This window comes from Vibrio sp. R12-SG2-ISO1 (assembly GCF_059834045.1).
Map to the genome: position 1 here is coordinate 253,841 of NZ_JCBDGO010000015.1, position 21,125 is coordinate 274,965.

Sequence of the window (21,125 nt, forward strand, 5' to 3'; positions counted from 1 at the left end):
CTCTAAGCTCAACCATGAACTCAACATATCCCTACAGATTGTCGGTTGCACTCAAGGCGTGTTCTGTGGTGCAATTTTGCTCCATAAATCATAGAACACAGAGCAAGTCGTGACGCCTTATGCAACCGCCATCTTAGAGTGGTATGACGCCTATGGTCGCAAAAACCTTCCATGGCAACAGAATAAAACCGCCTACAGTGTTTGGCTGTCGGAGATCATGCTCCAGCAGACCCAAGTCGCTACGGTTATCCCTTATTACCAGCGTTTTTTAGCTCGCTTTCCGACGGTGACCGCGCTTGCTGATGCGCCGCAAGACGAAGTACTGCATCTATGGACCGGGCTCGGCTATTACGCCAGAGCGCGCAATTTGCACAAAGCCGCTCAAATCGTTCGTGACCAGTACCAAGGCGAGTTTCCACAACAGATTGAACAACTCAACGCCCTACCCGGCATTGGCCGCTCCACTGCGGCGGCGATTTTGTCCTCTGTGTACAAACAGCCACATGCGATCTTAGATGGCAACGTCAAACGCACCCTCGCACGCTGTTTTGCCGTAGAAGGTTGGCCGGGACAAAAACGGGTCGAAAATCAGCTCTGGTCCTTTGCCTGTGAACACACACCAAGCCGCGACGTCGACAAGTACAACCAAGCCATGATGGACATGGGCGCGATGGTCTGCACGCGCAGCAAGCCAAAATGTTCACTCTGCCCTGTCTCCACCTTCTGCGCGGCCTACAAACAGGGCAATCCGCTGGATTACCCGGGCAAAAAGCCGAAGAAAGAGAAACCGGTCAAAGAGACCTGGTTTGTGATCTTGCATCACAACCAACAGGTGTGGCTCGAGCAGCGCCCACAGTCGGGCATTTGGGGCGGTTTGTACTGTTTTCCTGAACACCACAACGCTGCTATCGAACCATCACTCGACACCCGAGGCGTGCTGCCAAGCAGCATTGTCGACCAACAACCACTGATCGCGTTTCGCCACACCTTCAGTCACTATCACCTCGATATCACGCCAATTTTGGTAGACGTATCAAAGCAACCCGATAGGATAATGGAAGGCAACAAAGGTCTTTGGTATAACTTATCCCAACCTGTAGAAGTCGGTTTGGCTGCTCCCGTGAAGCAATTGCTGGAGAGCTTACCGTCAGAACTACGCAGCATTCGATCAAAGGAGTCGTTATGAGCCGCACGGTATTTTGTGCTCGACTACAAAAAGAAGCCGATGGACTGGATTTCCAGCTCTACCCAGGCGAACTAGGTAAACGTATTTTTGACAACATCTCAAAAGAGGCATGGGCGCAGTGGCAACACAAACAAACCATGCTGATCAATGAAAAGAAGCTCAACATGATGGATCCTGAGCACCGTAAATTGATCGAAACCGAGATGGTCAACTTCCTGTTTGAAGGCAAAGAGGTCCATATCGAGGGATACACGCCACCGAGCGAATAACCGCAGCCTTTAAAGACACCCCATTAAGAGCGGGTGTCTTTTTTTTGAGAGAGATATGAAGAAGTTAGCTTACTTTGGCCCAGTTATATCCTTGAGCCTAGCCGTAATCTTAACGGGTTGTAGCCGCGAATTTGTTGAAAGCCTTTATGACGTCAACTACGAGCCCACCAACCGTTTCGCCAAAAATCTGGCTGAGTTGCCTGGTCAATTTGAGAAAGACACCGCCGCACTGGAGTCGCTCATATCCAGTTTCTCTGGCAACATCGAAAAACGCTGGGGCCGCGCGGAAGTCAAATTCGCCGGTAAAAGTAACTACGTCAAATACATCGACAACTATCTAAGTCGTTCAGAAGTGAACTTCGATAAAGGACTGATCACGGTTGAAACCGTCTCTCCAACCGATCCTAAAGGACACTTAAAAAACGCCATCGTCACCACACTGCTCACGCCCGATGACCCCGCGAACGTCGATCTCTTCTCCTCTAAAGGGATCAAACTCGAAGGTCAGCCGTTTCTATATCGCCAAGTGGTCGACCAAGACAACAAAGCTATTCAGTGGTCATGGCGCGCGAATCGCTTCGCCGATTACCTCATTGCCAATCACCTAAAAGTGAAAGATGTCGACTTCAAAAAAGCTTACTACGTTGAAATTCCAATGGTGGAAGAGCAAATCGAGATCCGCAGCTATCAGTACGCCGATATTGTCCGACGCGCATCGAAAAAATATGACATTCCAGAAGATCTTATCTACGCCATCATTAAAACCGAAAGTAGCTTTAATCCTTATGCGGTGAGTTGGGCCAACGCGTATGGCCTGATGCAGGTCGTGCCGAAAACTGCAGGGCGCGATGTGTTTCAACTGGTGAAAAAGAAATCCGGCCAACCGACGCCGGAGTATCTGTTTAATCCTGAGAACAACATAGATACGGGTACCGCCTACTTCTACATTCTCAAAAATCGCTACTTGAAAGACGTTCGCCATCCGACATCGCTCGAATACAGCATGATTTCTGCCTACAACGGTGGCACCGGGGGCGTACTCAACACTTTTGATCGCAACGACAGGAAACGGGCGATGCGTGACCTCAATGCCCTACAGCCAAATCAAGTCTACTGGGCGCTGACGAAAAAGCATCCCAACGCAGAAGCGCGTCGTTACCTAGAGAAAGTAACAAATTTCAAAAAAGCCTTTAACTCGGGGAGAACCTAATGTGCCAAAACGGCTAAATTGTCGGCACTTAACCACTTTTTTGTTTTTTTTTCCAAAAACAAGTTGACGCGAAGACGGAAAATCCGTTTAATAGCGCTCCGTCGCCCGGATAGCTCAGTCGGTAGAGCAGAGGATTGAAAATCCTCGTGTCGGTGGTTCGATTCCGCCTCCGGGCACCATATTTAAGGTGTTTGAAGTAAGACGAATGCAAAGATAATTGCTCTGCAATTATGTGTCGGTGAACTAGCCGTCCGCGTTCGATTCCATCTCCGGGCACCACAATTTGATTGTTGGTGTCTTAATAAAATATTAATACACAAGCAAAGCACAAAGAATACAGTGTGCCGACTTAGCTCAGTAGGTAGAGCAACTGACTTGTAATCAGTAGGTCACCAGTTCGATTCCGGTAGTCGGCACCATTCTTTTGCCTCGATAGCTCAGTCGGTAGAGCAGAGGATTGAAAATCCTCGTGTCGGTGGTTCGATTCCGCCTCGAGGCACCATTATTTGGTGTCATGTTTATACGCGATACACGAATAATTCCTCCTTAGCTCAGTTGGTAGAGCGACGGACTGTTAATCCGCAGGTCGCTGGTTCGAGCCCAGCAGGAGGAGCCACATCAGAGCCTCAGTCGAAAGACTGGGGCTTTTTTGTTACCCGCCCACTTATTTTTAATCGAAAATTTAATCCTCCTCTCAGTTTGAAAATCCGACAATATCTTGTCTCTTTACCCTCGATTAATATGACACTAATGTGACAACCCCAGCCGTCGACTGACGACAATCCAGCGCAACACTGTTGAGAACACCCTTCTATGAAATTAAAAACACAAGCTTATTTATTATCGGGAATTATCCTCATTGCCCTACTGGCGCTAAGTGCCACCGGACTTTGGACACTAAGAGTCGCCAGCAATCTCGACAATAAAGCTCGAGTCACCGAACTGTTTCGCAGTGCCTACAGCATATTAACCCAAGTGGAAAAGATGGCGGCCGACGGCACGCTTGAAGAAGAGCAAGCCAAAGCCCTCGCCACTCGGCTACTGCGCAATAACATCTACAAAGACAATGAGTATGTCTATGTGGCAGACGAGAAGATGATGTTTGTCGCGACACCGCTCGATCCTCAACTGCACGGCACCAGTTTCCATGACTTTAAAGATGGTCACGGCAAGAGTGTTGGCGATATCTTACTTCGAGCGATCGCGCAAAATCCTCGTGGTATCGCCGAGTACGAATGGAGTGGAACCTCAGTAGATGGCACCATCGAAAATAAACTCTCCATCGCGCAAAAAACGCCGCGTTGGGGTTGGGTTGTTGGTACCGGGATCGGCTTTGATGAAGTGAACGACCGTTTTTGGTCAACCGCTCAATGGCAACTGGCGCTCTGTCTTATCATCGCAGCGCTGATTGCAGCGACTTTACTCTGGGCAATTCGCGCTATGCTGTCGCTGCTCGGTGGTGAGCCGCAAGAAGTGAAACGAGCGGTACAAGCGGTCGCCAATGGCGAGATTCAAACCTCATTTGCCAATCCAGCGCCACAAGGCAGCATCTACCACGCAGTACAACATATGAGCTTGTCGTTAGCGAAGATGGTCGCCAATATGGAGCAGTCCATGCTAGCGCTCCGTGGTGAACTGGCGCAAGTCGAAGAGCGCTCAGCCAGCATCGCTCAATTGACCGATACGCAGCAGCAATCCACCGCAATGATCGCGACCGCAATGACCGAAATGGCCTCCTCCGCGAACAATGTGGCCGATTCCGCCAGTGACACCGCAGAAAACACCCATCAAGCGGATCAGCAAAGCCAGCACACCCAGCAGCTCATTCACAATACCGTGGATAACATCCAAGGACTGGCCAATCAACTTGCCACTGCCAGCCAAGCGGTCGCCGATCTGGATAATGATGTCAACAACATCGTAAAAGTGTTGGATGTGATTGGTGATATCGCCGAGCAGACTAACTTACTGGCGCTCAATGCCGCGATTGAAGCGGCACGAGCGGGCGAACAGGGCCGTGGATTTGCGGTCGTTGCGGATGAAGTACGCAACCTTGCCGGACGCACGCAAGCGAGCACCAAAGAAATTCAACACATGATCAGCAACTTGCAGCAAGGGTCACGCAACGCGATTCAAACTATGGATGTCTGCGCCGCGACGAGTGAAAGTACGGTGGTTGAGTCGCAAAATGCCTCTCAGGCGCTCGAGCAAATTGTTGTGGCGTTGGAGTCGATTACTCAGATGAGCCACCAAATCGCGACAGCGGCGGCGGAGCAAACTCAAGTCAGCGACGATATTTCCAAGCGCATTAATATGATCGAACACAGCGGCAACCAATTGGCGGATGTCGTCACACAAAGCCACAACAGTACGCAAAGCCTAAGTAAACTGGCCAATGAGCTTGAAACTTGGGTAAGCAAGTTTAACGTTAAACACTAATCCATACGATAAGTAACAAAAAGCACGCTTTAACGCGTGCTTTTTCCTCTCTGTTATCACTCTTTGTTCTTTTCCACCTGGCTTTATACGCCAAGCGTTATGGTTCAAATCAGCAAAATGGGCAAAAACAGCCCACTAAGTATAGAAAAGCAACAAACGATATTTTTTTTGCAATTTGATGTTGACCTCAAACACGAAAAGTCTTTTAATACACCCCGTCGCCCGGATAGCTCAGTCGGTAGAGCAGAGGATTGAAAATCCTCGTGTCGGTGGTTCGATTCCGCCTCCGGGCACCACAATTTGATTGTTGGTGTCTAAGACAATTAAACATCAGCAAAGCGCAAAGAATACAGTGTGCCGACTTAGCTCAGTAGGTAGAGCAACTGACTTGTAATCAGTAGGTCACCAGTTCGATTCCGGTAGTCGGCACCATTTATTCTTTATTGCAAACGAGATAATTCCTCCTTAGCTCAGTTGGTAGAGCGACGGACTGTTAATCCGCAGGTCGCTGGTTCGAGCCCAGCAGGAGGAGCCAATATCATTAACGAGCGCAGCTTGTTAATCCGGCGCCGACTTAGCTCAGTAGGTAGAGCAACTGACTTGTAATCAGTAGGTCACCAGTTCGATTCCGGTAGTCGGCACCATTTCTTTATTAGAGCTCTGTTCATAAAGAAACGTAAAAAGATAATTCCTCCTTAGCTCAGTTGGTAGAGCGACGGACTGTTAATCCGCAGGTCGCTGGTTCGAGCCCAGCAGGAGGAGCCACTTTTAAAGCCAAGTCGAAAGACTTGGCTTTTTTTGTGTCTCTATCAATTGACAAAAAAGCAGCGACTCTAGGTCACTGCTCATATTCGATTTCGCGGTCGTGGGTTGAATTAGGCTTTCACGCCCTCTTGCTGATTCAGCATCGCCACTTCATTATCGAGCTCTTCTAGCTTTTTCGCCATCTGCTCGCGGCATAGCGTTGCCAATTCACGCACATTCTCTTTGCCATACCCTTCGGTAGACACCGGTGGCAGCATTTCTACAATGACATGACCGTTGTTCCAACGATTGAGCTTCAAGCCACTGGTTGAGCTGCACACAATAGGAATGATCGGTAATTTCGCTCCCACAGCGGCGTGAAAGGCACCAGTTTTAAATGGCAGTAAGCCACGGCCACGTGAGCGCGTTCCTTCAGGGAACATCCATACAGAGACATCGCTGCTGTTCATGCTATCGACCACTTGATCAATGGTACCTTTCGCTTTCGAGCGGTTCGCACGGTCAATCAGGATATTACCGGTCAACCAGTACAGCTGACCAAACAGTGGCATCCACGCGAGGCTCTTCTTACCCACAGTGACCACTTTTGGTGTCACCGCCGAAGAGACAGTGAACAAATCCCAGTTGTTCTGGTGGTTGGCAATGTAGATATGTTGACCGCGTTGGTAGGCATCGTCTGGAATGCGCAGTTCTAGCTTGATACCAAACACACTCGACATTTTGCCAAACAGGCGACCGAAGGTGAAAACATGTTTAGGGTTGCGAGGGCTTAACAAGCAATAGCCGCAACCAAAAATAAACATAACAATTGCAAAAAGCGCAACAGCCAATACACGAAGTAGTGCAATCATTGTGGTTCTCCAAGAACACTATGAACTAAAAACTAGCTCGACTCTAACTGATCTCACCCTTATAAAAAAGCCGAAACTCCCGTTTCGGCTTATTGTCGGCAAGAGACTATGACAAGACGTTAATCGCGAAAGCGCTCAATCTTGGCGCCTAGCTCTGTCAACTTGTCTTCGATTTTGTCGTAACCACGATCGATGTGGTAAATACGGTCAACGATGGTTTCGCCTTGGGCAATGCAGCCGGCGATCACCAGACTGGCAGAAGCACGCAGATCCGTCGCCATCACTTGAGCGCCGCTCAGCGAGGTCACATCACCGCAAATAACGGTATTGCCTTCGATTTCGGCTTTCGCGCCCATACGCATCAATTCAGGCACATGCATAAAGCGATTTTCAAAGATGGTTTCCGTGATCACACCACCACCCTTCGCCATCATGTTCAGCAAAGTGAACTGCGCCTGCATGTCGGTTGGGAATCCTGGATGTGGTGCAGTGCGAATCGACACGGCTTTAAGCTCGCGCCCAGTCATATCCACGGAAATCCAATCGTCTCCCGTTTCAACCAAAGCCCCTGCCTCTTCCAGTTTCGCCAGTACCGCTTCAAGCAGGTGCGCATTGGTGTTGCGACACACCACTTTACCGCCCGATACGGCGGCAGCCACAAGGAAGGTCCCCGTTTCAATGCGATCGGCCACCACAGAGTGTTGACCGCCACCTAAGCGCTCAACCCCTTCAATCGTAATGGTGTCCGTACCTGCACCAGAAATTTTTGCGCCCAGCTTATTCAAAAACTCAGCCGTATCAACAATCTCTGGTTCACGCGCGGCATTATCCAATACGGTTTTGCCATCCGCCAAGGTCGCAGCACACATGATGGTGATGGTTGCGCCTACGCTCACTTTATCCATCACGATATGCGCGCCTTTAAGGCGACCATCGACGTGCGCTTTCACGTAACCGTCTTCTAGAGTGATCGTTGCGCCTAGTTGTTCTAAACCGTGGATATGCAAATCCACAGGACGAGCACCAATTGCACAGCCACCAGGCAGCGAAACTTGGCCTTGACCAAAACGTGCCACCAGCGGGCCAAGCGCCCAAATCGATGCGCGCATGGTTTTCACCAAGTCATACGGCGCGCAGTACTCTGTGATGCAGCTTGGGTCGACATGGACACTGCCATTGCGCTCAACCTTAGCGCCAAGGCGCTTAAGCAGCTCCATAGTAGTATCGATGTCACGTAACTTGGGAACATTCGATACTTCAACAGGCTCCTCGGCCAAAATAGAGGCAAACAAAATCGGCAAAGCCGCGTTTTTGGCGCCTGAAATGGTGACTTCACCAACGAGAGGTTGCTTAGACCCCGTTACTCGAAACTTTTCCATGACTAAACCTTATAGTGACATCAACTTCTTATCACGAGCCCACTCTTGCGGCGTAAAGGCTTTGATAGAAACAGCGTGAATGTCATTTCTTTGGATGTATTCCATGAGAGGAGCATAAATTAGCTGCTGTTTTTTAACGCGGCTCATGCCATCAAAACACGCATCAACGGCCACCACTTCATAGTGACTGCCCTCTCCTTTGACGTGTATTTCTTCCAGGTTTAGTGCGTTATTTAAAATCTGTTGTACTTGTGCGCTATCCACGATCCACCCCGGTATTAATTTTTAATGTGTCCAGCCAGCTCCTTGCGGATATTACTCAATTGAAAAAGGGTATTGAGTTCCACTGGTACGAAGCTGAGCATTATATGACAGTTTTGTTTTTTTGCATGCTCAATTAGGTGAATTAACATCACCATTCCGGCAGAATCGATACGATTAACCGCTTTTAATGACCATTCTACGTTCTGCGCTTGAGGTTGCCACTGCTGCAATGTGCGCCAAAGTGCAGGTACGCTGTCTCTATCCAAATGGCCAGACAGTTCACAGCATTCGGCGGACAACGACTGCCATGTCGCCCCGCTCATTACGACTTGTTCTCGTAGCGAATCGGCGTTTTCGCCAGTGTTTGCAGCTCCTGTGCGACCGCAAGAATCCCTTCTTGGCGCAGCTTGCCACTCCACTCCGATTGCTTGCTCGACAGCATGCTGATGCCTTCTGCAATCATGTCAAAGGCACTCCACTCGCCACTCGATTTGTCTTTACGCAATTTGAACTCAAGCTTGATGTTCGGTCTTGGCGAATCAATGATGTCGAGCTTCACGCCAGTAATGGTGCGGTTGTCATCCACACGACCTTCAGGTTCAAATTCAATCGTCTGGTCGGTGTATTGGGTCAGCACTTGCGCGTAAGAGGCGACAATATAAGCGCGAAAAGCGTCGATAAACACCAACACGTCCTCACGCTTCGCCCCTTTTAAATTTGGCCCGAGTAGCTTGAGCGCCGCGTATTTTTCATCCACATACGGCATCAACTCTTGTTCGACGATGAGCTTCAATCTTTCTGGCTCTTGCTGAATTTGCGCCTGCTCCGCTTTGAGACGCGCAAAGGTTTGATCCGACACCTGAACCATCATTTGATACGGGTCTTGCCTGTTGACCTCTTTTGCTCCAACCGAAACACTGGAAATAACCAATGCGAGAGTAAGCACTAACTTTCTAAACATCCTTTTCTCCTTACTCTGCCTGTTTGTCAGAGTCACTGCCAAAGCTATATAGCACTTGGCCAATCAAATCTTCCAATACCAAGGCTGACTTGGTGTCTTCAATATAGTCGCCGTCCACCAGCATCTGCTCATCATCAAAGACAAATCCAGGCGTCAAACCAATATACTGTTCGCCAATCAAACCTGAGGTGAGAATTTTAAGGCTCGATGTCTCCGGAAACTGGTCGAATTGGCGGCTAATCGACAAGGTGACCACCGGCAGCAGTGACTCAGGGTTAAGCTCAATTTTCGCCACGCGTCCAATCACTACCCCGCCCACTTTCACCGGCGAACGCACCTTCAAGCTGCCGATGTTGTCAAACTCGGCTTTGAGCGTGTAAGTGTCACCAGAACCGAGTCCTTTAACGTCAGCGACTTGAAAAATCATCACTAAGATTGCGCAAATTCCGGCAAGGACAAAGCTGCCGACCCATAATTCTGTCTTTCGTGTTTGTTGCATGATTAATTCCCAAACATCAAGGCGGTGAGTACGAAGTCTAGCCCCAGTACCGCGAGTGAAGAGTGCACGACGGTGCGTGTCGTCGCCTGGCTGATCCCGGCCGAAGTCGGCACGGCATCATAGCCATTAAACAGCGCTATCCAGGTCACTGTGATAGCGAATACAAAACTTTTAATGAAGCTGTTACCTATGTCTTGACCTAACTCAACCGACGCCTGCATCGCTGACCAAAAGCTGCCGTGATCAATTCCTTTCCAATCAACGCCGACCAGTTGCCCGCCCCAGATGCCGACCGCCATAAATATCATCGTCAGCAGCGGCATAGAGATCACCCCAGCCCAAAAGCGTGGCGCAATCACTCGTTTCAGCGGATCGACCGCCATCATTTCCATGCTCGATAATTGCTCGGTGGCTTTCATCAAACCAATCTCTGCGGTCAATGCTGAGCCTGCTCGCCCAGCAAACAGCAGCGCCGTCACCACGGGGCCAAGCTCTCGCAGTAGCGACAACGCCACCATCTGGCCGAGTGCGCCCTCCGCGCCAAAATCCACCAAGATAACGTAGCCTTGCAAACTCAGTACCATACCGATAAATAGCCCCGACAAGACAATAATGATCAGCGATTGCACACCGACGCTATAAAGCTGCTTAACCAATAACGGCAAGTGTTTGACGGGCTGAGGGCGAGCGATGATCGCGCCCGCCAACATCAAACTCGAGCGACCAAAGGCACTCGCGATAGCTAAGCTGCGTTGCCCGATATGAGCGATGACATTGACCAAATCCGACATTAGGAGAAGAGCTCCTTTGCGATGGGTTGAGAGGGATAACGAAACGGCACAGGGCCATCGGCCTGACCAAGCAGAAACTGCTGCACTTGTGGATCCGGATTATCACGCAGTTGCTGCGGCGAGCCTGACGCAATCACTTGCCCATTGGCCATTAAGTACACCTTATCAGCAATGCTCATCACCTCAGGGACATCGTGTGAGACCACAATAGCGGTGATCCCAAGTGCGTGGTTAAGACTGCGAATCAGCTCCACCAGCACGCCCATGGTGATCGGATCTTGGCCAACGAAAGGCTCATCGAACATGATGAGCTCTGGGTCTAGCGCAATAGCGCGAGCCAACGCAGCGCGGCGTGCCATCCCACCGGAGAGCTCGCTTGGCATTAACTCGGCGGCCCCGCGCAGACCAACGGCCTCTAGCTTAAGCAGCACCAAAGTGCGAATCATGGCTTCGTCGAGTTCGGTATGTTCACGCAGCGGAAATGCCACGTTGTCAAACACGGTTAAGTCGGTGAACAGTGCGCCCGATTGAAACAGCATGCTCATTTTTTTACGCTCTCGATAGAGCTTGTTGCGACTGAGGGTAGGAATATTGTGACCGTCAAACCAGACCTCACCGCTGTCTGGGTAGAGTTGACCGCCGATCAACCTGAGTAAGGTCGTTTTACCAATCCCTGATGGGCCCATAATGGCTGTGACCTTGCCTTTCGGCACGCTGAGATCGACATTGTCGAAGATCTTGCGCGTCCCTCGAGAGAAGGTAAGCTTCTGGATAGTAACCAAATCTTCTTCTGGCATAACGAACCCGTTGATATCCCTATTGATGCGCAATCATAAGCAGATTAATGACGAATTTAAAGCCACACAGCGTGAATTGTGAGTGACTCTTTCTTTATTAATTTAACGACAAAAATAATTAAATTACGAATTTCACAACAAAATGAACATGAAAATTCTCCTTTTACCGCTTCCCTTTTAAACGGCAAAGCGTCAAAATTGACGGTTAAATTCTCACGTTGTCTACTGTTTAGGGATTATCATGCTTGAAGCGATTGCGTTTCTCATCGTCGGGTTAGTGTTGCTTGTTTGGAGTGCGGACAAACTGGTGTTTGGCTCCGCCGCGCTGGCTCGAAACTTCGGTATTTCTCCGTTGGTTATCGGTATGACAATCTTGGCGATGGGCTCCTCAGCACCGGAAATGATGGTCTCGGCAACCGCCGCCCTTGAAGGTAAAACCGATACCGCGGTGGGCAACGTACTAGGCTCGAATATCGCCAACATCGCACTGATTCTCGGCATCACAGCGCTCATTAAACCTCTCTCCATCAGCTCAGCCGTCATTCGACGTGAGTTACCACTGATGGTGGGCGTTACCGTCCTAGCGGGTGTCCTACTCTGGGATAACCACTTAGGCTTTTATGAAGGCGCGCTACTGTTTGTGCTGTTTGCTGCCTTTATTGTGGCGATGTTGCAAATAAGCCGCAGCGAAAAGCAAAAAGGCGACGCACTACTAGAAGAACAAGAGTCTGAAGTGCCTGAAGGGGTGAATAACCTCAAAGCAGGCATTTGGGTCGTGGTCGGTTTAATTTTGCTGCCTATCGCGGCCGACACTTTGGTCGATAACGCGGTGGTCATCGCCCAATACTTTGGCATGAGCGATCTGGTCATCGGCCTGACCATCATTGCTGTCGGCACCAGTCTTCCTGAGCTCGCCGCCTCACTGGCTGGCGTCATGAAAGGGGAAGATGACATGGCGGTCGGTAACATCATCGGCTCAAACGTATTCAATATTCTTGCTGTCATGGGCATCCCTGGCATTCTTAACCCATCCATGCTCAGCGAGTATGCGATGGGACGTGATTTTTGGGTCATGCTCGGCGTATCACTCTTATTGGTCGCGATGGCGCTGGGTAAATCACGCAGCATCAATCGATTGGAAGGTGGCGTGCTGTTTTTCTGCTTTATCGCCTACCAAACCTATCTCGTGATGAACATGGCCGCTTAACCTTTTGGAGTTTTGTATGTACGACTACCGCAGCGCCGCGCTCGAGGTGCTGAACACTGAAATTGATGCACTCAAGCAACTCGACCAATACTTCAATGACGATTTTGCCAAGGCGTGCGATCTCATTTTGAACAACCGTGATGGCAAAGTGGTCGTAATGGGGATTGGCAAATCTGGCCATATTGGCAATAAAATTGCCGCCACGCTGGCGAGCACAGGCACATCGGCGTTTTTCGTCCACCCAGGCGAAGCCGCGCATGGCGATCTCGGCATGATTGATCCCAATGATATCGTGCTGGCTATTTCAAATTCCGGCGAATCTTCAGAAATCTTGGGCCTTTTCCCTGTGCTTAAGCGCCTAAATATCAAAATCATCAGCATGACCGGCAAGCCAGAATCCAACATGGCTAAGCTGTCTGATTTGCATTTGCAAATCACGGTGCCAAAAGAAGCCTGCCCACTAGGCCTGGCGCCTACCTCAAGCACCACGGCAACGCTGGTGATGGGTGATGCACTGGCGGTTGCCATGCTCCAAGCACGCGGCTTTACCGCCGAAGATTTTGCGCTCTCCCACCCAGGCGGCGCTTTAGGCCGTAAGCTACTGCTGAAGCTGTCAGACATCATGCACACCGGTGAACAACTGCCTTTGGTGACGCCAACTACAGTGATTCGCGATGCACTCTTGGTCATCAGCGAGAAAGGGCTGGGCATGACGGCCGTGGTCGATGAAGCGCAAAAACTGGTCGGTATTTTCACCGATGGTGATTTACGTCGTATTCTCGATAAACGTATTGATATCCACACCGCGTTAATCGGTGATGTCATGACGACGCACCCAACGACGGCCAGCCCGGACATTCTGGCCGCAGAAGGTCTGGCTTTGATGCAAAACAAAAGCATCAATGGCCTGATTTTATGTCAAGAACAACGCGTCGTGGGCGCACTGAATATGCACGATTTATTGAAAGCGGGAGTGATGTAATGTCTGCGATGATTGACACTCTTTACCAACCCGTGGAACCGAATCTGTTTGCGATTGCCAAACAGATTAAACTGCTTATTTGCGATGTCGATGGGGTGTTTTCTGACGGCCTGATTTACATGGGTAATCAGGGCGAAGAACTCAAAACCTTTCACACTCGCGATGGCTATGGCGTCAAGTCCTTGATGAATGCAGGCATTGAGATTGCCATTATTACTGGGCGCCGCTCTGCGATTGTCGAAAATCGCATGAAAGCGCTGGGAATTACGCTAATCTATCAGGGCCAAGATGACAAACTTAAGGCATACCAAGACATTTGCGACAAGCTCAACATTGCACCTGAGCATACTGGCTACATTGGTGATGATTTGATTGATTGGCCAGTTATGGATAAAGTCGCGCTCAAAGTGTGCGTGGCGGATGGTCACCCATTGTTGGCTCAGCGCGCCAATTATGTCACGGCTATTCGTGGCGGACATGGCGCCGTGCGTGAGGTGTGCGACCTGATCCTTCAAGCACGAGATGAACTGGATACTCACAAAGGTTTGAGTATATGACACTAACCCGTATTGGCTATCTACTCTTGCTACTTGTTGTCGCCATCAGTGCTTACACTCTGATCAACAAGCAGCAAAGTTATGATATTCAAGTTGATCCGGACACAGAACTGCCCATGTTCAGTGGTCAAGGCTTAGAAAATACCTCATACAATGAACAAGGGATTCGCAGCTATGTGATCACGTCTGCTCATTTGGATCACTTCGCGCAAAGCGGCGATACCGTTTTTCAAAGCCCTGTGCTAAAAGTCTATCGAGACGGCACAGTGCAAGAGTGGGAAATCACCGCAAAACGTGGTGTCCTCACCAAAGATCATGTTTTGACTCTGTATGAAGACGTTCTGACCACCAACTTATTGCCAGATTCTGGCTTTGACACTCTGTCCACTGACACCATGAGTATTCAATTGGACAACCGAGATTTTTGGGCTGACAACCAAGTCACTTTAGTCGGCCCACAGTTTGAAACAGTAGGGCAAGCCATGAAAGGCAACTTTGCAGATAACAACGCAACCCTCTACAAACACGTACAAGGTAGATATGAAACTCTCACACCTTAGTCTGATTTCCTGCTTGTTACTGACAAGCAACGCCATGGCCCTCTCAACCGACCGAGATCAGCCCGTATACATTGACTCTGACAGCCAACAGCTGGACATGCAGAGTAACCAAGTCACTTTCCTCGGCGATGTGAAGCTCAAGCAAGGCAGCATCAATATCAACGCCGATAAAGTGGTAGTGACTCGAGATCCTGCTGATGGTTCCATTCAAGAAATTGAAGGGTATGGGAATTTGGCGACCTTTTCCCAGTTGACCGACGATGGCAAAACCCTTTACGGTGAAGCGAAAGAACTCTATTACAAGATGGTCGATGATCAGCTGACGATGATTGACCAAGCGATGCTATCTCAAGACGACAGCGTGATTCGCGGCAACCAAATTCGCTATAAAATTTCTTCACAGAAGTTGATTGCAGACGGCAAAGAGAAAGGCGATCGCGTGTCGACGGTTCTACAGCCACAAGCGGTACAAGAGTAACGAGCTAAAACGTCGCGATCACTCGCGAAAACATCACTAAAGCGAAACGTAGCTATATCGATACGTAACTATGTCGGTACGTAACTACAGCGATACGAAACCATAGCGACACAAAAAATTATGGCGATATTAAAAGCGCAAAACTTAGCGAAAACCTACGGCAATCGAACCGTCGTGACAGACGTCAGCCTGCAAGTCGAATCGGGCCAAATCGTCGGGTTGCTCGGCCCGAACGGCGCGGGTAAAACCACCTCCTTCTACATGATCGTGGGGTTAGTGGCTCGTGACGAAGGCTCCATCAGCATTGATGGCAACGACATCAGTATTTTGCCGATGCACAGCCGCTCTCGCATGGGCATTGGTTACTTGCCTCAAGAAGCGTCGATTTTTCGTAAGTTGTCGGTCGAGGACAACATCATGGCGGTACTCGAAACACGTGAAGAGTTGACCCGTGAGCAGCGCCAAGACCGCCTAGAAGATTTACTTGAAGAATTCCACATTCAGCACATTCGACACAGTGCGGGTATGGCATTATCAGGGGGAGAACGTCGCCGAGTTGAAATCGCGCGAGCATTAGCGGCCAATCCACAGTTCATTTTGTTGGATGAACCCTTTGCTGGGGTCGACCCCATTTCCGTTATCGACATCAAGAAAATCATTGAACACCTCAGGGATAGAGGTCTCGGTGTCTTGATCACTGACCACAACGTTCGTGAAACATTGGATGTGTGTGAAAAGGCTTACATCGTTAGCCAAGGCCATCTGATTGCAGAGGGCACACCGAGCGAAGTGTTGAACAACGAGCAGGTGAAACAAGTTTATCTTGGTGAACAATTCCGTCTATGATTACAGTAAGTAACAGAGATAATAATAGGATGAACAAGAAAGTTCTCCAGCATTAAGGCAAGCATTACTGAATGAAACCCTCATTACAACTCAAGCTAGGACAGCAGTTAGCCATGACGCCACAATTGCAACAAGCGATTCGCTTATTGCAGTTGTCGACCTTGGATCTTCAACAAGAAATTCAGGAAGCATTGGACTCCAACCCACTACTCGAAGTGGAAGAGACCAATGACGAGGTAAACGTTGAAGAAAAAAACCGTACTGAGGAAAAAGAGAGTCGCAATGAGGCGTCAGACTCGGATTCTGCAGAACCTGAATTTTCCGAGATCGAGACCCAAGACAGCTCCGAAATGATTGAAAAGTCGGAGATCAGTAATGAGCTTGAAATCGATACTACATGGGATGATGTCTACAGCGCCAACACCGGCAGCACCGGGTTAGCCGTTGATGATGACATGCCGGTTTATCAGGGTGAAACCACCCAATCTCTCCAAGATTACTTGGTGTGGCAACTGGATCTGACCCCGTTTAGCGACACTGATCGCACCATAGCACTCGCGCTCATTGATGCCATTGATGACTACGGCTACCTTACCGTTTCACCGCAAGATATTCTCGACAGCTTCGACAATGAAGAGATCGAAATCGAAGAGATTGAAGCGGTGCGTAAACGCATCCAGCAATTTGACCCACTCGGCGTCGGCTCTGTGAACTTGCAAGATTGCTTGCTGCTGCAACTGGCGACCTTCCCTGAAGAGACCCCCTGGCTTGCGGAAGCGAAAAAGGTGCTGACCGATCATATTGATCAATTAGGTAACCGCGACTACAAACTGATCATTAAAGAGACTAAGCTCAAAGAAGCCGAGCTCAAAGAGACCTTAACACTGATTCAACAGTTGGATCCTCGCCCTGGCAGCCGGATCGCTGAAGATCACGCCGAGTACGTTATCCCGGATGTGTCGGTGTACAAAGATCATGGCAAATGGGTGGTGACCATCAACCCCGACTCTGTGCCACGCTTGAAAGTCAACCAACAGTACGCGGCGCTCGGTAAAGGCAATAGTGCCGATAGCCAGTACATTCGCACCAATTTGCAAGAGGCGAAATGGCTGATCAAAAGCTTAGAAAGTAGAAATGAGACGCTACTCAAAGTTGCAAAATGTATTGTTGAACATCAACACGATTTCTTTGAGTATGGCGAAGAAGCCATGAAGCCGATGGTATTGAACGACGTCGCATTAGCGGTTGATATGCACGAGTCCACCATCTCACGGGTTACGACACAAAAGTATATGCACACCCCTCGTGGCATTTTTGAGTTGAAATATTTCTTCTCTAGCCATGTCAGTACCGACAATGGCGGAGAGTGCTCATCCACTGCAATCCGAGCACTTATTAAGAAGCTGGTCGCTGCCGAAAACAGCGCTAAACCTCTTAGTGACAGTAAGATTGCAGCACTACTCGCTGACCAAGGAATTCAGGTCGCAAGGCGGACAATAGCTAAGTACCGTGAATCTCTAGGGATCGCCCCGTCGAGTCAGCGTAAACGCCTGCTATAAGGCCAACAACCGAGAAGGAAAGTCTATGCAAATTAATATTACCGGTCATCACGTCGAGCTCACCGATGCAATGCAAGACTACGTAAACGAAAAGTTTCAAAAGCTAGAGCGGTTCTTCGATCACATCAACAACGTCCATGTGGTACTTCGAGTTGAAAAAGTGCGTCAGATCGCTGAAGCTACCCTTCACGTAAACCAAGGCGACATTCACGCCTCTTCAGACGAAGAAAACATGTACGCGGCGATCGATTCGTTGGTCGATAAACTCGTGCGTCAATTGAACAAGCACAAAGAAAAGCTAAATACCCACTAAGTCCATAACCATGCAACTACGCGAAATCCTTACACTGGACTGCACGAAAAGTGCAGTTCAGTGCACCAGCAAAAAACGAGCCCTAGAAATGATCAGTGAAATTGTGGCTGATAAAACAGGCCAAAGTTCCACTGAATTATTCGAATGTATGCTCAGCCGCGAAAAAATGGGCAGTACTGGCATAGGAAATGGAATTGCCATTCCCCATGCTCGTATGCAATCGAGCGACAAAGCGATTGCCGTTCTACTGCAATGCGAATCGCCGGTCGAATTTGATTCCATCGACAATCGCCCTGTCGATCTGATGTTTGCGCTTCTGGTCCCTGACGAGCAGTGCAAAGAGCACTTGAAAACCCTCTCGAGTATGGCAGAACGCCTCAACGACAAACAGGTCCTCAAACAGCTGCGCAAAGCTCAGTCTGATCAAGAACTTTACGACATCATGGTAAATCAGTAATGCGCTTAATTGTGGTCAGCGGTCAATCGGGTGCCGGGAAAAGCGTGGCACTGCGTGTCTTAGAAGACCTCGGATACTATTGCGTCGACAATCTACCGGTGGATCTGTTGGATGTGTTTATCCAGACCGTGCAAACCAGCAAACAGAGCGTGGCGGTCAGTATTGATATCCGCAACCTACCCTCAGAGCCGACACTACTGGAAGACATCCTGACCAAACTTAAGCAATCGTCGGATGCCAGCGTGTTGTTTCTCGATGCCAACAAAGAAACGTTACTCAAACGCTACAGTGAAACGCGCCGCATTCACCCGCTGACATTAACCCAGCACAACACCTCCCTTGAGCAAGCGATCGAAAAAGAGAAATGCCTCCTCGCCCCGCTCAAAGAGCAAGCCGACTTGATCATCGACAGCAGCAGCCAGTCATTGCATGAGCTGAGCGAAACCGTGCGCATGCGCGTGGAAGGCCGTGAACGCAAAGATTTGGTGATGGTGTTTCAGTCGTTTGGTTTTAAATATGGCCTGCCTTCTGATGCCGACTACGTATTCGATGTGCGCTTTTTACCTAACCCACATTGGGATCCGTCGCTGCGGCCGTTGACTGGCCTCGATACGCCAATCAAATCGTTTTTAGAGCAGCATCAAGAGGTGCTGGAGTTAAAACGACAAATCCAAGGATTTATTGAGCAGTGGTTGCCACTGCTTGAAAAAAATAATCGCAGCTACCTCACCGTAGCCATAGGTTGCACCGGCGGGAAACATCGCTCGGTCTACCTCACTCAGCAGATTGGCGAGTACTTTGCCCAGTTGGGCCATCAGGTCCAAATTCGTCATACCTCTTTAGAGAAACATCATAAGGAATAGCCGTATGCAGCAAGAGAGCAGAACCGTCCTCATTCAAAATCGACTTGGCCTTCATGCTCGTGCTGCTGTCAAATTGGTCGAGCTTGCTCAATCCTTTGATGCCGTGCTCACCATCCAAAATCCTGAAGGCAAAGAAGCCACCGCAGACAGTGTGATGGGTCTACTGATGCTTGAGTCCGCTCAAGGTGAACACGTGACGATCAGCGCAGAAGGCAGCGATGCCTCACCCGCCTTAGAAGCGGTCTGCTCGCTGATTGAAGACAAGTTCGACGAAGAGGAATAGCGCCGATTCGGCCCTCACTGGCACACGCCACCTTTTAGTTTCCCCCTCAGAACGCCACTCGCCTTCCATTCATCACATGGGCGCACTTTTCTCCTCGGCAAAGTCGTATCATGAGGTTACTTAACGTAAGATTTAAGTTACTATTCAATCCATTGTGAACCATTAGAGTCAGGGGGAATCCATGGCCGAGCAAATTGAATTCGATCAAGCTCACCAAGCCCTGCAAGAAGTATCTGAAGCGCTCGAAAACGGCCGCTTCGTCCATGTCCGTCGCCAATTGCAGGACATGGAACCCGAAGATATCGCCCATCTCCTAGAAGCCTCACCTCGTAAAAGCCGTGAAGTCCTTTGGCAACTCACCGATCCAGAAGATTACGGTGAAATCCTCGACGAGCTCAACGAAGACGTCAAAGACGACTTGGTGTCCAAAATGGCACCAGAAAAGCTCGCCGAAGCCACCGAAGGGATGGACACCGACGATGTCGCTTACGTACTGCGAAGCCTACCGGATGATCTCTCTAGAGAAGTTCTGTCACAAATGGATTCGACAGAGCGTCTGCGCATTGAAACCGCGCTCTCTTACCCAGAGGACTCAGCCGGTGGTCTAATGAATACCGACGTCATCACCATTCGTGGTGATGTCGATGTGGATGTCGTGCTGCGTTATCTGCGCATGAAAGGCGAGCTGCCTGAAGCGACCGATGCCTTGTATGTCATTGATGAAGAGAACCACCTTATTGGTGAACTGCCCATTACCACGCTCATTACGACTCAGCCCGACATCAAAGTTGCCGAAGTGATGGAAGATGCGGATGAGGCTATCGAAGTGACCATGAGTGACTCCGACGTCGCCAGCTTGTTTGAGCGCCGTAATTGGGTCTCAGCGCCGGTTATCGATGAGAACAAACATCTGGTTGGGCGTATTACCATCGATGATGTGGTCGATGTCATCCGAGAAGATGCCGAGCACTCCATGATGAGTATGGCCGGTATGGATGACGACGAAGATACCTTTGCGCCCGTGGTCAAATCAGCCCGAAAACGCAGCATTTGGCTTGGGGCCAATGTGTTGGCGGCGCTCGCAGCGGCCTCGGTCTCGAACATGTTTGAAGCCACACTCGAGCAGATGGCCGCGATTGCCGTCTTGATGACCATAGTGCCTTCGATGGGCGGCGTAGCAGGCAACCAGACGGTCGCGCTCGTCATCCGTGGCTTGGCATTGGGCCATATCGGTGATGCCAACAAACGAGAACTATTAATGAAAGAAGCCGCCATCGGTCTGCTTAACGGCATTTTGTGGGCATTGATCATCGGCGGGATCGTAATTGCTTGGAAAGGCGACTGGATGCTTGGAGGCATTATCTCTGCCGCCATGCTCACCAACCTGTTTGTTGCCGGTGTTGCTGGCGTGATGATTCCTGTGCTGCTGAAAAAAATGAACATCGACCCTGCATTGGCAGGCGGCATGGCGCTCACTACTGTCACCGACGTCATCGGTCTGTCGGTCTTTTTAGGCTTAGCGACGCTGTTTGTTTAACTCAGCCGCCACCAGATATTCAACAGATATTTCAAAAAGACAAAGCGCGACCCAAGGGCCGCGCTTTTTGTT

General features: G+C 49.7%; 24 protein-coding genes and 9 tRNA genes. 25 read left to right on the forward strand and 8 right to left on the reverse strand.

Annotation, left to right across the window (positions count from 1 at the left end; genetic code table 11):
- Positions 1–109: 109 nt before the first annotated feature.
- The 13 genes from mutY to AC6R10_RS11690 all read left to right on the forward strand — a co-directional run bounded on the left by mutY (position 110) and on the right by AC6R10_RS11690 (position 5,869).
- Entirely contained in the window at positions 110–1,186 is a 1,077-nt protein-coding gene (gene mutY, locus AC6R10_RS11630) for an A/G-specific adenine glycosylase (RefSeq protein WP_500672312.1), read from the forward strand.
- Positions 1,183–1,455 carry an oxidative damage protection protein gene (locus tag AC6R10_RS11635; RefSeq protein WP_138971437.1) on the forward strand — a complete coding sequence of 91 codons (273 nt, stop codon included), beginning with the start codon at positions 1,183–1,185 and terminating at the stop codon, positions 1,453–1,455. Before mutY ends, AC6R10_RS11635 begins: the two co-directional genes overlap by 4 nt.
- Positions 1,456–1,510: 55 nt before the next feature.
- On the forward strand, positions 1,511–2,665 hold the full coding sequence (gene mltC / locus AC6R10_RS11640; RefSeq protein ID WP_334553489.1) for a membrane-bound lytic murein transglycosylase MltC: 1,155 nt from the start codon (positions 1,511–1,513) through the stop codon (positions 2,663–2,665).
- 103 nt (positions 2,666–2,768) lie between these two features.
- Positions 2,769–2,844, forward strand: a tRNA-Phe gene (locus AC6R10_RS11645).
- Between the two features lie 164 nt (positions 2,845–3,008).
- Positions 3,009–3,084, forward strand: a tRNA-Thr gene (locus AC6R10_RS11650).
- A gap of 7 nt (positions 3,085–3,091) precedes the next feature.
- Positions 3,092–3,167, forward strand: a tRNA-Phe gene (locus AC6R10_RS11655).
- Positions 3,168–3,205: 38 nt separating this feature from the next.
- Positions 3,206–3,281: transfer RNA gene (locus AC6R10_RS11660), tRNA-Asn, on the forward strand.
- Positions 3,282–3,478: 197 nt separating this feature from the next.
- The gene (locus AC6R10_RS11665; protein ID WP_500672313.1) at positions 3,479–5,104 is read left to right on the forward strand and encodes a methyl-accepting chemotaxis protein; all 1,626 of its coding nucleotides are present in this window, start codon (positions 3,479–3,481) and stop codon (positions 5,102–5,104) included.
- A 220-nt stretch (positions 5,105–5,324) separates the two neighbouring features.
- Positions 5,325–5,400, forward strand: a tRNA-Phe gene (locus AC6R10_RS11670).
- A gap of 60 nt (positions 5,401–5,460) precedes the next feature.
- Positions 5,461–5,536, forward strand: a tRNA-Thr gene (locus AC6R10_RS11675).
- Between the two features lie 27 nt (positions 5,537–5,563).
- Positions 5,564–5,639: transfer RNA gene (locus tag AC6R10_RS11680), tRNA-Asn, on the forward strand.
- 33 nt (positions 5,640–5,672) lie between these two features.
- Positions 5,673–5,748, forward strand: a tRNA-Thr gene (locus AC6R10_RS11685).
- A gap of 45 nt (positions 5,749–5,793) precedes the next feature.
- A tRNA-Asn gene (locus AC6R10_RS11690) sits at positions 5,794–5,869 on the forward strand.
- A 110-nt stretch (positions 5,870–5,979) separates the two neighbouring features.
- Here the strand turns inward: AC6R10_RS11690 and AC6R10_RS11695 are convergent.
- From AC6R10_RS11695 to mlaF, 8 genes are all read right to left on the reverse strand, one after another.
- Complete coding sequence (locus tag AC6R10_RS11695) at positions 5,980–6,720, reverse strand: 1-acylglycerol-3-phosphate O-acyltransferase (protein WP_487903521.1); 741 nt, start codon at positions 6,718–6,720, stop codon at positions 5,980–5,982.
- Positions 6,721–6,839: 119 nt separating this feature from the next.
- Positions 6,840–8,099 (reverse strand): UDP-N-acetylglucosamine 1-carboxyvinyltransferase, encoded by a 1,260-nt coding sequence (gene murA, locus AC6R10_RS11700; RefSeq protein ID WP_500672314.1) that lies wholly within the window; start codon positions 8,097–8,099, stop codon positions 6,840–6,842.
- A gap of 9 nt (positions 8,100–8,108) precedes the next feature.
- Positions 8,109–8,363: a BolA family iron metabolism protein IbaG gene (gene ibaG / locus AC6R10_RS11705; RefSeq protein WP_487903523.1), complete on the reverse strand. Its 255-nt coding sequence runs from the start codon at positions 8,361–8,363 to the stop codon at positions 8,109–8,111.
- A gap of 14 nt (positions 8,364–8,377) precedes the next feature.
- Entirely contained in the window at positions 8,378–8,686 is a 309-nt protein-coding gene (locus tag AC6R10_RS11710) for an STAS domain-containing protein (RefSeq protein WP_500629344.1), read from the reverse strand.
- Positions 8,686–9,324 (reverse strand): ABC transporter substrate-binding protein, encoded by a 639-nt coding sequence (locus AC6R10_RS11715; protein WP_500672315.1) that lies wholly within the window; start codon positions 9,322–9,324, stop codon positions 8,686–8,688. The genes AC6R10_RS11710 and AC6R10_RS11715 overlap by 1 nt, the downstream gene beginning before the upstream one ends.
- Before the next feature lie 10 nt (positions 9,325–9,334).
- Positions 9,335–9,823 carry an outer membrane lipid asymmetry maintenance protein MlaD gene (mlaD, locus tag AC6R10_RS11720; protein ID WP_334553477.1) on the reverse strand — a complete coding sequence of 163 codons (489 nt, stop codon included), beginning with the start codon at positions 9,821–9,823 and terminating at the stop codon, positions 9,335–9,337.
- Positions 9,824–9,825: 2 nt separating this feature from the next.
- Complete coding sequence (gene mlaE / locus AC6R10_RS11725; RefSeq protein WP_334553475.1) at positions 9,826–10,614, reverse strand: lipid asymmetry maintenance ABC transporter permease subunit MlaE; 789 nt, start codon at positions 10,612–10,614, stop codon at positions 9,826–9,828.
- Positions 10,614–11,411, reverse strand: a complete 798-nt coding sequence (gene mlaF, locus AC6R10_RS11730; RefSeq protein ID WP_334553473.1) for a phospholipid ABC transporter ATP-binding protein MlaF — start codon at positions 11,409–11,411, stop codon at positions 10,614–10,616. The genes mlaE and mlaF overlap by 1 nt, the downstream gene beginning before the upstream one ends.
- A gap of 241 nt (positions 11,412–11,652) precedes the next feature.
- Between mlaF and AC6R10_RS11735 the strand changes: the two genes are divergently transcribed.
- From AC6R10_RS11735 to mgtE, 12 genes are all read left to right on the forward strand, one after another.
- Positions 11,653–12,618, forward strand: coding sequence for a calcium/sodium antiporter (locus AC6R10_RS11735; RefSeq protein ID WP_500672316.1), 966 nt, complete (start codon positions 11,653–11,655; stop codon positions 12,616–12,618).
- 16 nt (positions 12,619–12,634) lie between these two features.
- Positions 12,635–13,600 carry a KpsF/GutQ family sugar-phosphate isomerase gene (locus tag AC6R10_RS11740; RefSeq protein WP_500631418.1) on the forward strand — a complete coding sequence of 322 codons (966 nt, stop codon included), beginning with the start codon at positions 12,635–12,637 and terminating at the stop codon, positions 13,598–13,600.
- Positions 13,600–14,157: a 3-deoxy-manno-octulosonate-8-phosphatase KdsC gene (kdsC, locus tag AC6R10_RS11745; protein WP_500627770.1), complete on the forward strand. Its 558-nt coding sequence runs from the start codon at positions 13,600–13,602 to the stop codon at positions 14,155–14,157. Before AC6R10_RS11740 ends, kdsC begins: the two co-directional genes overlap by 1 nt.
- Entirely contained in the window at positions 14,154–14,717 is a 564-nt protein-coding gene (lptC, locus tag AC6R10_RS11750) for an LPS export ABC transporter periplasmic protein LptC (protein WP_500657165.1), read from the forward strand. Before kdsC ends, lptC begins: the two co-directional genes overlap by 4 nt.
- Positions 14,698–15,195 carry a lipopolysaccharide transport periplasmic protein LptA gene (lptA, locus tag AC6R10_RS11755; protein WP_334553465.1) on the forward strand — a complete coding sequence of 166 codons (498 nt, stop codon included), beginning with the start codon at positions 14,698–14,700 and terminating at the stop codon, positions 15,193–15,195. The genes lptC and lptA overlap by 20 nt, the downstream gene beginning before the upstream one ends.
- Positions 15,196–15,315: 120 nt before the next feature.
- Complete coding sequence (gene lptB / locus AC6R10_RS11760) at positions 15,316–16,041, forward strand: LPS export ABC transporter ATP-binding protein (protein ID WP_500627773.1); 726 nt, start codon at positions 15,316–15,318, stop codon at positions 16,039–16,041.
- 71 nt (positions 16,042–16,112) lie between these two features.
- Positions 16,113–17,600: an RNA polymerase factor sigma-54 gene (locus AC6R10_RS11765; RefSeq protein ID WP_500672317.1), complete on the forward strand. Its 1,488-nt coding sequence runs from the start codon at positions 16,113–16,115 to the stop codon at positions 17,598–17,600.
- 25 nt (positions 17,601–17,625) lie between these two features.
- Positions 17,626–17,913 carry a ribosome hibernation promoting factor gene (gene hpf / locus AC6R10_RS11770; protein ID WP_334553461.1) on the forward strand — a complete coding sequence of 96 codons (288 nt, stop codon included), beginning with the start codon at positions 17,626–17,628 and terminating at the stop codon, positions 17,911–17,913.
- Positions 17,914–17,923: 10 nt separating this feature from the next.
- Positions 17,924–18,370, forward strand: a complete 447-nt coding sequence (gene ptsN / locus AC6R10_RS11775; protein ID WP_334553460.1) for a PTS IIA-like nitrogen regulatory protein PtsN — start codon at positions 17,924–17,926, stop codon at positions 18,368–18,370.
- A complete protein-coding gene (gene rapZ, locus AC6R10_RS11780; RefSeq protein WP_500672318.1) occupies positions 18,370–19,233 on the forward strand; it encodes an RNase adapter RapZ in 864 nt (287 codons plus the stop codon). Before ptsN ends, rapZ begins: the two co-directional genes overlap by 1 nt.
- Positions 19,234–19,237: 4 nt before the next feature.
- The gene (locus AC6R10_RS11785) at positions 19,238–19,516 is read left to right on the forward strand and encodes an HPr family phosphocarrier protein (RefSeq protein ID WP_334553456.1); all 279 of its coding nucleotides are present in this window, start codon (positions 19,238–19,240) and stop codon (positions 19,514–19,516) included.
- A gap of 181 nt (positions 19,517–19,697) precedes the next feature.
- Positions 19,698–21,053: a magnesium transporter gene (gene mgtE / locus AC6R10_RS11790; protein ID WP_334553454.1), complete on the forward strand. Its 1,356-nt coding sequence runs from the start codon at positions 19,698–19,700 to the stop codon at positions 21,051–21,053.
- Positions 21,054–21,125: the final 72 nt, after the last annotated feature.